Source organism: Pseudomonas sp. Pmew2, from assembly GCF_058129885.1.
This window is the reverse complement of sequence record NZ_CM176702.1, coordinates 3526536-3538739: the sequence shown is the minus strand read 5'-3', so window position 1 is coordinate 3538739 and position 12204 is coordinate 3526536. Positions and strand designations below refer to the sequence as shown.

Annotated in this window: 11 protein-coding genes and 2 pseudogenes; 9 read left to right on the top strand and 4 right to left on the bottom strand. The window is 58.5% G+C overall.

Translation table 11 applies throughout. The features are described 5' to 3' along the window. Positions 1–424: 424 nt before the first annotated feature. Positions 425–2032: a M10 family metallopeptidase gene (locus tag AC4ANK_RS16100; protein ID WP_002553217.1), complete on the top strand. Its 1608-nt coding sequence runs from the start codon at positions 425–427 to the stop codon at positions 2030–2032. A gap of 111 nt (positions 2033–2143) precedes the next feature. Here AC4ANK_RS16100 and AC4ANK_RS16095 read toward each other — a convergent pair whose 3' ends face one another. Continuing rightward, positions 2144–2419, bottom strand: coding sequence for a hypothetical protein (locus AC4ANK_RS16095; RefSeq protein WP_489980878.1), 276 nt, complete (start codon positions 2417–2419; stop codon positions 2144–2146). Between AC4ANK_RS16095 and AC4ANK_RS16090 the strand changes: the two genes are divergently transcribed. The 7 genes from AC4ANK_RS16090 to AC4ANK_RS16060 all read left to right on the top strand — a co-directional run bounded on the left by AC4ANK_RS16090 (position 2373) and on the right by AC4ANK_RS16060 (position 9691). Next, on the top strand, positions 2373–3776 hold the full coding sequence (locus tag AC4ANK_RS16090; RefSeq protein WP_031596941.1) for an amidase: 1404 nt from the start codon (positions 2373–2375) through the stop codon (positions 3774–3776). The two genes, AC4ANK_RS16095 and AC4ANK_RS16090, sit on opposite strands and share 47 nt — an antisense overlap. An 80-nt stretch (positions 3777–3856) precedes the next feature. After that, a complete protein-coding gene (locus AC4ANK_RS16085) occupies positions 3857–4615 on the top strand; it encodes a DeoR/GlpR family DNA-binding transcription regulator (RefSeq protein WP_002553219.1) in 759 nt (252 codons plus the stop codon). Next, complete coding sequence (locus tag AC4ANK_RS16080; RefSeq protein ID WP_002553220.1) at positions 4593–5873, top strand: M20 family metallo-hydrolase; 1281 nt, start codon at positions 4593–4595, stop codon at positions 5871–5873. Before AC4ANK_RS16085 ends, AC4ANK_RS16080 begins: the two co-directional genes overlap by 23 nt. 9 nt (positions 5874–5882) lie before the next feature. Continuing rightward, on the top strand, positions 5883–6836 hold the full coding sequence (locus AC4ANK_RS16075; RefSeq protein WP_002553221.1) for an aminoglycoside phosphotransferase family protein: 954 nt from the start codon (positions 5883–5885) through the stop codon (positions 6834–6836). Continuing rightward, positions 6833–7768 (top strand): choline kinase family protein, encoded by a 936-nt coding sequence (locus AC4ANK_RS16070; protein WP_002553222.1) that lies wholly within the window; start codon positions 6833–6835, stop codon positions 7766–7768. The genes AC4ANK_RS16075 and AC4ANK_RS16070 overlap by 4 nt, the downstream gene beginning before the upstream one ends. A gap of 136 nt (positions 7769–7904) precedes the next feature. Further along, positions 7905–8165 (top strand): hypothetical protein, encoded by a 261-nt coding sequence (locus tag AC4ANK_RS16065; protein WP_002553223.1) that lies wholly within the window; start codon positions 7905–7907, stop codon positions 8163–8165. Then, positions 8162–9691 (top strand): sodium:solute symporter family protein, encoded by a 1530-nt coding sequence (locus tag AC4ANK_RS16060; RefSeq protein ID WP_002553224.1) that lies wholly within the window; start codon positions 8162–8164, stop codon positions 9689–9691. Before AC4ANK_RS16065 ends, AC4ANK_RS16060 begins: the two co-directional genes overlap by 4 nt. Here the strand turns inward: AC4ANK_RS16060 and AC4ANK_RS16055 are convergent. Together AC4ANK_RS16055 and AC4ANK_RS16050 are read right to left on the bottom strand one after the other, a co-directional pair. Beyond that, positions 9688–9834, bottom strand: a pseudogene (locus AC4ANK_RS16055) (LysR family transcriptional regulator); the annotation flags it as partial. The gene AC4ANK_RS16060 and the pseudogene AC4ANK_RS16055 overlap by 4 nt on opposite strands. A gap of 15 nt (positions 9835–9849) precedes the next feature. Then, positions 9850–10686, bottom strand: coding sequence for a pirin family protein (locus AC4ANK_RS16050; protein WP_002553225.1), 837 nt, complete (start codon positions 10684–10686; stop codon positions 9850–9852). A gap of 113 nt (positions 10687–10799) precedes the next feature. Here AC4ANK_RS16050 and AC4ANK_RS16045 point away from each other — a divergent pair. Further along, positions 10800–11710, top strand: a pseudogene (locus AC4ANK_RS16045) (LysR family transcriptional regulator). 31 nt (positions 11711–11741) lie between these two features. Here the strand turns inward: AC4ANK_RS16045 and AC4ANK_RS16040 are convergent. Continuing rightward, positions 11742–12179: a helix-turn-helix domain-containing protein gene (locus tag AC4ANK_RS16040; RefSeq protein WP_002553227.1), complete on the bottom strand. Its 438-nt coding sequence runs from the start codon at positions 12177–12179 to the stop codon at positions 11742–11744. Positions 12180–12204: the final 25 nt, after the last annotated feature.

Below are 12204 nucleotides of genomic sequence, written 5' to 3'. Positions count from 1 at the left end.
TCCGGCCGGACGCGTCAGACTTCAGTTCTGTGCCTGTCGCGAACGCTGAACCGTCCAGCGCGTCGACAGCCGTTACACGATAGCTCAACTGTACCGCCTTCGTTGCCGGTCTTGATCGGGTTCTCGCGTTTTGCCGTGAATGCTCATTGGCGGCTTGGGCAATGAACCCGGTCAGTTGGAATCGTGGGTTTAAAGAAGGTTTCATGTAGCGTTATTAGTAGGAGGCGTATAATAGCTATAAAAGTACATTCGTAATAAGAAGTCTGCGGGTGTTGGCAATGCGCGTCCGGCATCCCTAAGTAGTTTGCTTGTAACTTATTGTGCCCATAGTGTGCCTGTTATGTAATAAACTGCCTGGCGATTTTTGCGTGGGCAAAGATCGTTGGTTAATCACTAACGTGTGTATTCTTCAGGAGCATTGCTGATGCCCGGCCCAAATGATTCAAGTCCTGCCGAACTTTTGCCCGAAGGGTCTCCCGACGACAGAGTCACCAGCCTGTTGTGGGGGCCGTTCTGGTTAGGCGATTCAACCGGTACTCACCTCACTTACAGCTTTCATACTGCCAACTCCGTCTATGCCACTGACTACAGTCGCTCTCAGGAGCCCAGCGATGCCTATTCACTGACCGATGCCCAGGCAGCGGCGGCAAGAAGTGCGTTGGGTGCATGGAGTGCAGTGGCAGACATCAAGTTCACCGAGGTTCAGGACACCCCGGACAATGTCGGAGACATTCGTTTTGGCGGCTTCAAGAGTCTGCAAAGTACTGAGTACGGCCAGGCTTACGCGCCAGGCACACTGGGCCGGTCCGGTGATGTCTGGATCGGGCCGAAAGTCAACGCGGCTGATCCTGCCAAAGGCACGGATGATTACCTGACGTTCATGCATGAAACGGGTCATGCATTGGGTTTGAAACATTCGTTTGAAGCCTCGCAATACAACGATGTTCTGCTCGATGCCAAGTTTGAAGATGCCCGTTACACCATCATGAGCTACACCAACAACTACAGTTTCAAACCCACCACGCCGATGTTGCTCGATGTGGCGGCCATGCAGTTCATATACGGTGCCAACACCAGCTATCACACCGGTAATGACGTCTACAAATGGGCACCCGATCAGTCGGTGTTCGAGACGATCTGGGACGCTGGTGGCAAGGATACGATCGATGCCAGCAATCAGGCTTCGTTTGTGAAGATCAACCTCAACGAGGGTGAGTTCAGCACCATCGGCAAGGCGTTCCTCGATTACAACCAGAATCCTGATGCCCCGACGCTGATGAACTCAGGGCTGGCGATTGCCTACGGTGCGCACATTGAAAACGCCATTGGCTCTGCTTTCAATGACACGCTGATCGGCAACAGCCTGGATAACGTGCTTGATGGTCGTGGCGGTCTGGACACCATGATTGGCGGTCTGGGTAACGACACCTACGTTATTGATCAGGCTGGTGAGCTCGCTTTGGTGCAAGAGAAGGCCAATGAGGGCATCGATACACTCAAGATCACCTATGACAACACATCGCCGGTTGCCACAGTGATCGACCTGAATGCCGGCCCGCTGGCCAACTTTGAAAACGTCCACCTCAAAGGTGAGGGCGAGTTCACTTTGCTGGGCAATGATCGCAACAATACCCTGATCGGTAACGATGCGAACAATGTGCTGTTCGGCGGCGCGGGCAATGACAAGCTGGTTGGCGGTCTGGGCGCAGACATCATGACCGGTGGCAGCGGCGCTGACCGTTTTGTGTTCAATGACCTGGCAGAAATGGGCAAAGGCCACGCCAGCGACGTGATTACCGACTTCAACAGCCAGCAGGGCGACAAGCTGAGCTTCCTGAAGATGGATGCCAACGTGGACACCAAAGCCCTTGATGCTTTCAGCTTCATTGGCAGCGGCGAGTTCACAGGCGCTGGCCAACTGCGTTTCGCCGACCACGTGCTGTCCGGCAACGTCAATGGTGATTTGCATGCAGACTTTGAAATCCAGCTGGTCGGTGTAACCGAGTTCCATGCTCACGATCTGGCGGTTTGATCGCTGACTTGAAATACCGGTTTCAATGACAGGACTGCGCCACGGACAGGCGCCGTTCTATCTGCTTGCCCATCGCCTCCTTCTTTCTTTCTCCTGCCTCTTCCCGCCGTTTTAACTGCGCACCGCAATTGGGCGACGCAGGGTTTTGAGCTTTTTTTGGCACCGTGACGGTGCTGTTACAAAATTTAAAACCACAAATTCAATATATCCAACAAAACCCACTTGACGCGCCAGCCCCTGCTGAATGTAATGCGCCGACAGTCGTCGGCACTGGGCATTGCGCAGAAGTATCTCACTGATGAAAGAGGTATCTACATTGATTGAGCCACAGCCATCGTCCATGCCTACCGTGATTGAAGCTGCCGCGCTTGTCCGCAAAGGCTGCATGACGCCGATACGCTTGACTGAGTTATGTCTGGCAACGATTGAAACCCACAATTCCACACTCAATGCGTTTGGTGACGTATACGCCGATGTCGCGCTCGAACAGGCCTGGACGATGACTGCCGAACTGCAGCGTGGTCAGGTAAGAGGTCCGCTGCACGGCATACCCTTTGGCATCAAGGACCTCTTTTCGACAGCGGGACTGCGCACCACGCGTGGCTCGTTGACTGCTCTGGACTCGGTGCCGGTCCAGGATGCACCGATCATTCGCCGCCTCAAGAATGCTGGTGCGATCATTCTGGGCAAGACAGCGACGACCGAATTCGGCTGGACCGGCGCGAGTACGTCACGGGTGTTCGGCAACGGGCGTAACCCCTGGGACCCGGCACTGACCAGTGGTGGCTCCAGTTCCGGCTCGGCGATTGCGGTGGCGGCGCGCATGGTGCCGGCCGCACTGGGCTCCGATGGTGGCGGCTCGGTGCGCATACCTGGCTCGTTCTGTGGTGCGTTCGCCCTCAAAGGCACTCTGGGACGCATTCCGACCTGGCCCTGGTCAGCCACCGAGATGCTCAGTCATGCCGGACCGATTACCCGAACCGTGCGTGATAGCGCGTTGCTGTTCGATATCCTGTCGGGGCCGGATCCGCTGGATCACCAGGCGCTGCCAGCCCCTGACGAGTCATTTCTGGCACGGTGTGACCAACCGTTGAGTCCGTTGCGTATCGGCTTCTGCCCGACGCTGTTTGACACACCGGTCGACGCGCAAATCGCCTCAGCAGTCGAAGCCGCCGTAGGCAACATCGCCAGGTCGCTGCCCGTCACGGTCAGCACGCTCAAACCGAACTGGCAGGACCCGCTGGCGACGTTCGAAACGCTGTGGGTTGCCGGGCGCGGTATTGCTTATGGCAAAGCGCTTGCGCAGCAACTGGACCAGCTTGACCCTGGCTTTGCCGATCTGATCAGGCGTTCTGCCCAGCACAGCCTGAGCGATTACTTGCAGGCACTTCAGCAGCGCGCTGCGTTTGCCAATCAGGTCCATGCGCTGTTTGAAGATTACGATTTGCTGATCATGCCCACGTTGCCGATTCTGCCGTTTGCTGCCGACGACGTGGCACCGGCCGGTTATGCCGGGCAGGACGGCGCTTTGCCGTGGGCGCGCTGGACGCCATTTACTTACCCTTTCAACATGACCGGCAACCCGGCGGCCAACCTGCCCTGCGGGTGGAGTTCCGGCGGGCTGCCCATTGGTCTGCAAGTGGTCGGGCCACGCTTTGCCGACGCTCAGGTGCTGCAGTTCTGTGCCGCTGTGGAAGCCATCGCGCCATGGGATCAACACTTGCCACCGATTTTGGGGCAGTAGCCATGTCCCTCTTGCTTGCGGATCAACGGCCAACGGGCCCGGACACTGGAGTTCTTACTTTGCAACGGAATGCCACCCCCATGCTCAATCAGCCGCGCCTGGACGAAATCATGCGCCTGCTCGCCCAACAGCAGCGTGTCAAGGCGTCGGACCTTGCACAATTGCTGTTCGTGTCCGAAGAGACCATTCGCCGCGACTTCAAGTATCTGGAAGAAGAGGGCCGATTAAGGAGAATTCACGGTGGCGCGATTCTGCCCAGATCCAGCGAAGAACTGCCTTTGCAGGAACGCAGCAGGCTCAAGCCCCGCGCCAAGGCAGGTATTGCTGCCCGCGCTGCGCAACTGGTCAGCGAAGGCATGGCGATCTTCCTCGACACCGGTACTTCGACGCTGGCGCTGGCCCAGCAACTGACGCGGTTCAGCCAGTTGAAGATCATCACCAATTCGCTGGACATCGCCCAGTTGATATCGCACCAAAGCGACAATCAGGTGCTGGTTGCGCCCGGCGATGTGCGGCGTACCGACAACGCCTTGATCGGGCCGCACACGCTGGAGTTCGCCCGGCAGTTTCATTACGACATCGCCTTCATGGGTATCGGCGGCATTGATCTGGACCTGGGGCTGATGGATTACCAGGAGCCGGAAGCCATGTTGCGCAGGACGCTGGTCAGGCACTGCGCGCGCAGTGTTGTGCTGGCTGATGATGGCAAGTTCGGTCATCGCACCTTTATCAATACTCTTCCGTTCGCCGCGATCACCACCCTGGTCACCAATCGCGCGTTATCCGACGAGTTTGTGACACGCCTGGAGAAAGATCATGTCGACACCCTCTATCCCTGAATTGATCGAGCCAGGTGCAGCTGATCTGGCGGCATTTGAAGCGCTGTTTCAGCAAAGCTCGGCCATTGGTGCAACACCGGCGGGTGGCTTGCACCGGCTGGCGGCATCTGCTGAAGACGGTCGGGTGCGCGACCTGTTTCGGGACTGGCTGAAAGAGCACGGCTTTGAAGTGCGTGTCGATGCGATCGGCAACCTGTTCGGCCTCATGACGTTTGATCCCCAGGCGCCTTATCTGCTGTGCGGTTCACATCTGGACAGCCAGCCGAGCGCGGGTCGTTTCGACGGTGTGTACGGCGTGCTTGCCGGTGCCGTCGCGGTGTCCAGTCTGGCGCGGCAACTGCGTGAACGCGGTGAAATACCTGCCTGCAATCTGGCCGTCGTCAACTGGACCAACGAGGAGGGCGCCCGCTTTCAGCCGAGCCTGATCGGCAGCGGTGTATTTACCGGGGCACTGGCCCTGGAAAATGCCTGGGAAAGCCGCGATGGCGATGGCATCCGTTTGAAGGATGCGCTGCAAGCCATAGGTTATCTGGGTAATGATCAGGTTGATTTGAACATTGCCGGATACGTCGAAATTCATGTCGAACAAGGCACTGGCCTGGAAAGCAGCCAGACGGCAATCGGCGTGGTCCGGGAAACCTGGGCCGCGTTGAAACGGCGGGTGCGTTTCGATGGCGAGCAGAATCATACCGGCCCTACGCCCATGGCCGCCCGCCGTGACGCATTGCTGGCCGCCGCACACACCATCACGGCGGTGCGCGACGAAGCCGGGCAACATGGCTTGCAGATGCACAGCTCGGTAGGACGTATCGAGGTGTACCCCAATTCACCCAATGTCGTGCCTTCCCGGGTCTCCCTGCTGATCGAGTACCGCTCCCGCGATGTCGGTCTGCTGAGCGCGGCAGGTGAACGCCTGGACGCAACGTTGCACACTATCGCCGACAGGACCATGACCGGGTTTGAGGTGGAAAGCAGCGTACTGCGCCCGCCCGCCAGGCTGCATGAAGGGTTTGCGGAACTGGCGCACGCAGTAGGCGGCGAGCTGGGCCTGTCGACCGCCGACAGCATGACGGTCGCCGGTCATGACGCGATCAGCATGAACCGCCATTACCCGGTGTGCCTGCTGTTCATCCCCAGCAGCAATGGCGTTTCCCATAACGAGGCCGAATACACCAACGATCAGGACATGCGCAACGGTTTGCGCATGCTGACCGGGCTGTTGTATCGGGCTTGCACCTCATCCGCTTCGTTTAGTTGAGGACTGACCATGTCATATGCTGACGACCTGACCACACGCCTGCTCGGCGCATTGGCAAACTGCGGGCTGGATGCGAACGCGCACACCGAGGTCGTTACGCAGGGCGTGGCATCGCCCTCCAGGCTGTCGACCGAATGGACGGGTTTTCGAGTGGCCGGTGCACAGGGCGCTGTTTACGCCAAGGTGCTGCATACCGATATGGCGCAACTGATTGATTTCGAAAAGGCAGCGCAGGCCAGTGAATGCGCAGGCCGTAGCGGCGCGGCACCGCGCTTGCTTGGCGCAGACACGGCCTGCGGTGTGCTGATTTTCGAGGATCTGGGTCTGGACTGGCGTGCTGCCCGGCTCGATGACCTGCTCGCGCCGGGCCACCTTCAGGCGCTGTGGGCGCTGAAGCGGCTGGTGCATGTCGGGCCTGTGCCTGATGTTGTGCGCTCGCCGATGATGGATATCGAGCGCCTTCGCACACTCTGCGAACGTGACAACGTTGCACTGCCCGCAGAACACCAATGGATTGACCGCTGTGTTGACATGGTCTGGCAGGCATTGCAGACCCGCTCTGTGCAGGCGGTGCCGCTGCACGGCGACGGCGTTGCCAGCAATGTGATGGTGTCAAGCGAAGGCCGGTTGCGCCTGGTGGATTTCGACTACGGCGGCTGCATGGACCCTTGGTACGACGTTGCGATTACCCTCAACGAGCTTTATTCGTTTGAAAGCCAGTGGCGCGAAGGGATCAGCGCATGGGCGGGGCAGTGTCTGGAAGTCGACTATGCCGTCTGCCGCTTGTATGCGCTGATCAACGACTGGTACTGGACATTGTGGGGGCTTTGGGCAGGTACGACGTCCGTGCGGCCACTGGAGTTTTCCAAGGTCGGTCAATGGACGCTGCTGCGTTGCCGGCAGTGTGTTCAGGACCCGCGCCTGGAAGGCTGGATGCGTCAGGTTCAGGAGGGTAGAGCATGAAAACGTTAGGGCAGTCTGTCAGTACCCAGGAACGACAACTGGAAGCTGCGGTGCGCAGTATCGACAGTTGGCAGGGGCGGCGCGTCGGCTACGAGCCGGTCAGCGGCGGTATCTCCAACACTAATTGGCGGGTCGAGGTCGAGGGGGCCGACACGGCGTACTTCTTCAAGGTGCCGGGCGCCGGCACAGAAATGTTCATTGACCGCCACACGGCCCACGAGGCCAGTGTGAAAGCGGCGCAAACCGGCTACGGTGCGCCGGTGTTTGCGTTTCTTGAAGCGTTCGGTGTCGAAGTGTTCGAGTTCATGGAGGGCTGGCGGGCATCCTCCAATCATGACTTCCTGCAGCGCGACATACGCCACGGCGCTCTGCACGGGCTCAAGGCGTTCAACGATCAGCCGTTGCTGAAACAGACCAAGACCGTGTTCGACATGATTGCCGAGCACCAGAGCCAGGTGGCCGAGCTCAAGGGCATCAAGCCTCAGGATGACGACTGGTTGTGCCTGCAATATCAGCGCGCAAAAGCTGCCCTGCAAGCTTCCGGAATTGATCTGGCACCGTGCATGAATGACACGCTGGCAGGCAACTTCATGCTCAACGCGGAGCGTCAGATTCGTCTGGTGGATTTCGAGTACGCCTCCAATAACGATCGCCATTACGAACTGGCGCTGTGGTTCGGCGAGATGTTTTTCAGTGACGAGATGGAGCTGGCGCTGATCGAGGACTACTTCGGTCAGGTCAGCGCGCAAACCGTAGCGCGGATCAAGCTGAACAAGGCGTTGGCAGATATCAAATGGTCAACCTGGGCAATGGTCCAGCACGCCGTGTCGCAACTGGACTTCGACTTCTACAAGTACGGCACCTGGAAGCACATGCGCGCGCGCAGCATCATCAATGATTCGCAATGGGAAACCTGGTTGCGGCAAGCATGACCCGTCCTCTCCAGGCATACCTGTAACAAGCACTCCAATAATAAAAAAGTAGCGGGTGACCGCGTGTTCCTTTTCCTGCTTGAGTTTTATCCGATCACTTATCCATAGCCAGATCCTGAAATTCAAGGAGCACTCCATGAGTAACGTTCCGTCTTCTGAAAATCCCGGCCGCCTGAAAAATCTGGTGTTTGGCCTGTACTTCTTCGCGCTGTTGACGATGGCGCTGTTTCCACCGTTCTACCTCAAGGTCAGTGGAAGCACCGCGCTGGTGATCGGTGTACCACTGCCGATCTTCTACTGGATTCTGATCGCCGTGCTCATGGGGCTGGGCCTGTGGATGCTGTACGTGGTCGAGTCTCTGCTGGGTGAAATTCCACAAGAGGGGGACGGACAATGATCAGCACGACTACGGTTTCGGACCTTTACATCACTTTCGGCCTGATCGGCGTATTCCTGGCGGGCATGATTGCCGTGTTGTACGCGACCAATCGCAAGAGCGAGAGCTTTTCCGACTACGCGGTGGGCGGTCGTTCCTACGGCCCCTGGTTCATCGCCATGTGCTACACCAACTCGTGGTGGCCGGGTGCAACCTTTACCGCGTTCTTTGCACTGTCTGTCGGTGGCGCGCTGGGCTTTTACGGCATGGTCTACGCCACGCTCGGCGTGACCGCCATGTACCTGATGGCCAATCGTGCCTGGACCTGGGGCAAGCGTTTCAACCTGACCACCCAGCCGGATTTACTGGGCATGCGCTTCAATAGCCCGGTGGTCAAACGCATTGCCTCGATCATTGGCATCATCTCGGTATTTCCCTGGGTGGTGATGGGAATTCAGGCCCTCGCGACTCTTTTTCAGTTCGCCAGTTTCGGCCGTTGGGGCGTGACGACTTGCCTGCTGGTCGGGGTGGTGGTGATCCTGATCCGACAGTACTGGACGGTGAGCATGGGCATGCGCGGCCTGATCATGACCGACATGTATCAGGGGCTGATTGCCTACGTGCTGTGTGCCGCGCTGTGCATTTTCCTGCTGTTCGGTGCTCAGGCGTCGTTCGCCAACCTGTCGCAACTGCCCGCCAGCATGCTGGTGATCCCCGGCGGCGCAGGCAGCACTTACGGCCCGATGTACATGTTCAGCCTGATCTTTACCGGGGTGATCGGCTCAATGTGCTGGCCCATGAGCTTTCAGCGTATCTATACCGCCAGCGGTGTGCGTTCGGTGAAGAAGGGCACACTCCTGACCATCATGCTGGTGGGTGGCTTCTACGGCATTCTGATGCTGTTCGCCGCGGCAATCAGTCAGGACCCCAACGTGGCCGCGCATCCGCAGCATGGCTGGTTCCTGTCACTGTTCGATATCGGCGGGCCGTGGTTGCTGGGGCTGGCAATCATGATTGTCCTGGCGGCCAGCATCGGCCATGTCGACGGCTGCGTTCAGGTGTGCGGTACACAGTTTGCCAACGATCTGGCGACCTGGAGCAAGCCGCGCAGTGATCGCGAGAAGACTGTTCTCGCCAAGGTGGGCATGGTGGTTTTCATCGCGGCGGCGTCGCTGTTGGCGTACCTGACCTTCGATTACGCGCGCCTGCAACTGCTGGCACAGATTTCCTATCAGGGCATCATCCAGCTGGCCGTGCCGCTGTTCTTCGGCGTCTTCAGCCGTCGTGGCAACAAGCAAGGCGCGATTGCCGGCATGCTGGTCGGTATTGTGATCGCGATTGTGCTGACCACAATTTACCCCGACGACATTCCGGCACTGGGTTCGTTGACCAGCGGCATCATCGGCCTGATCTTCAATGCGGGCATTTTTGTCGCGTGCGCCATTGCGATCAAGCCAAGTGCGGAGGAGGTCAGACGCGTTGATGAGTTGTTCGCCATGGCAGCACCGGCGCGCCATGGCGTGCGCCCGATTGCTGCTATGGGCTAGTCGATAAAAGCCCTGAGCGGCGAGGGCAGGTAGCGGCGTTCTGGATAGTACAGATACGGCCAGGTGAGGCGCTGCCACCTGGGCTCAAGTATCGGTTCCAGTGCGCCGCTGTCCAGATGAGTACGTAGCCGGTTTTTGAACAGGAGGCGGCTGCTCAATCAGAGCCTGCCTTGCTCGCGCAGCACTGCGCCGATTCGCTCTATTTCCAGTTCGCCCTGATTAAGCGCGGCCTTACTGGTGTGCACCGAATAGTAGCCGGTGACCAGATCATGCGGATGCTTGACTGCCGACCCCAGCACGAAATGGGTATCGCCTTTTGCGACGAAGTCGATAGGGCGATCCGATTCCTCGAAAATAGCCAGTTCGCCAGCGCTGATCGGGCCGCCTGCGTCGAGGTGTCCGGCGTTGATCGCCAGCCAGGCGACGCTATGACCTGCGGGCGGCGTGTAGCGCCAGTGCTCGCCGTCTTTCAGTTTTACGGCCAGATAATTCATGCCCTGTGGTGCAGGTATGCTGCTTTGTGCTGCACCGTAACGCCCCAGCAGCACCTGTGCCGGGCCTTGCCGCGCAACCTGCGACGCCGCCAGATAAACGCTGTGTGCAGGGCCATTCTCTTGCGCTGCGGGCAGGGCTATCCATAGCTGAAAGCCTGTAATCGGCGCATCGCTTACCGGCTGGGCGTCATGCCATACGCCATTGCCCGCGCTCATCCATTCCACACCACCGTTGGGCAATATGCCTGATTTACCGGTGGTGTCTTCGTAGGCCATTTCGCCTTCGATCATATAGGTCAGCGTTGCAATTCCTGAGTGTGGATGCATGCCGAAGCCTTTTTTTCCCGGCTCGGGTTTGAAGCCGAATTGATCAAGAAATACGAAAGGCTTCAATAACTGACCCAGATCGCCAGGGCTCATCAGGCGAGTGATAGGCCCTCGGCTTTTGCCGCTGGTGCGATGGGTGATGGCGCGTGGCTGAATGCTGACGATAGTGTTCATAGCGTTGTCCTCTAGGCCTTGATGCCTGAGCACAAAGAATAAGCCTCTGTGGATTACTTGATTAGTCGGTATAGTTGGTTTGGACTCATCCATAAATGGAAGGAATAAACCCCGTGGCGCTTGACCTCAACGATGTCGCCCTGTTTGTGCAGGTCGTGCGCAGCGGCAGCTTTGCGCAGGCGGCAAGGCATCTGGGCATGCCTTCCAATACGGTCAGCCGCAGGGTTCAGCAATTGGAAATACAGCTGGGCACTCGATTGTTGCATCGGTCGACACGCAAGCTGGTCCTCACCCAGGCAGGTGAAGACTTCCACGAACGCTGTGTGGGCGCTGTCGATGGTTTGATGGATGCCGCAGAGCAACTTGTTTCACATCGAGAAGAACCTGGCGGTCGGCTGCGCATCGCCGCAATGGCGGATTTCTTCGATTTCTTTTCGATGGAGTGGGTGGCTGATTTTCTTGCCGAATATCCTCTGGTTCAGCTGGAGTTCGTGCTCAGCGATGAGCGCGCCGACCTGATCGCTGACCGGCTGGACATCGCGTTTCGCGGCGGCCCTTTGCAGGATTCGGGCTACGTAGGGCGTCAATTGATCGAAGAGGGGCATGACACTATGGTCGCCAGCCCGGCGTATATCGCCGCTCACGGCTTGCCGGACTCGCTGCAGAGCCTGCACGGGCATTACTGCGTCAGCACGGCCATCCCGGCGGGAGCACTGTCTGGCGGTTGCTCGGGCCGGACGCGAAGATGCATGAGGTGCAGATGGCCAGCCGATTCAATGCCAACACCGCGCAGGCATTGCGTAAAGCGACCCTGGCAGGGCTTGGTATTGCGCTATTGCCCGCGACGCTCATCCGCTCGGATTTGCGCGATGGCAGACTGGTGCCGGTACTGACGCAGTACCAGCGCACCAGTCATGGTCTGCATGTGCTTTATCCCAGTCGGCAACATCTCCCGCCTGCGGTGTCGGCATTCATAGCGCTGGTCATGGAAAAACTCAGGGACAAGGCGTTTGCGGCGCAATGAGCCGCCTTGGCGGCACACTACATGCTCTGCGTCACTTCAACTTCGAGGTCATGTAGATCAGCCGAACGGTCGCAACCGTAATGGCTTCTGCGTCGTTCTTGATGTTTTCCAGCTGGTCGCTGTCGACGTTGCTTTCGCCTGCATTTGATTCAATCAAGCGGGTCACGTGGTACAGGTTCTGAGTCACGTCGTGCAGGTTGCCGTGCAGGCGAGCAACAACGCGGTTGAGAGGAGCGCAGGCCTGGCTATTCGAAATCGTGACGGCGGGTGAGCTGAGACCGGTCACCACGTAGGCCACATCCACGCCCGCATTCGAGACGCTGGAAAGGTAGTCTGCCCGAGGCGAGCGAACACCGTTTTCGTAGTTGCCCTGAGCGTTGGTTTCCACGCCACCTATCGCGCCCAGTGCGCTTTGCGAAAGTTTGAGGCGCAGACGTTCCTTTTTCAGCCGTGCTCCGATCCCTGTCATCCGTTTGTCCTCGATAGACTGTCCG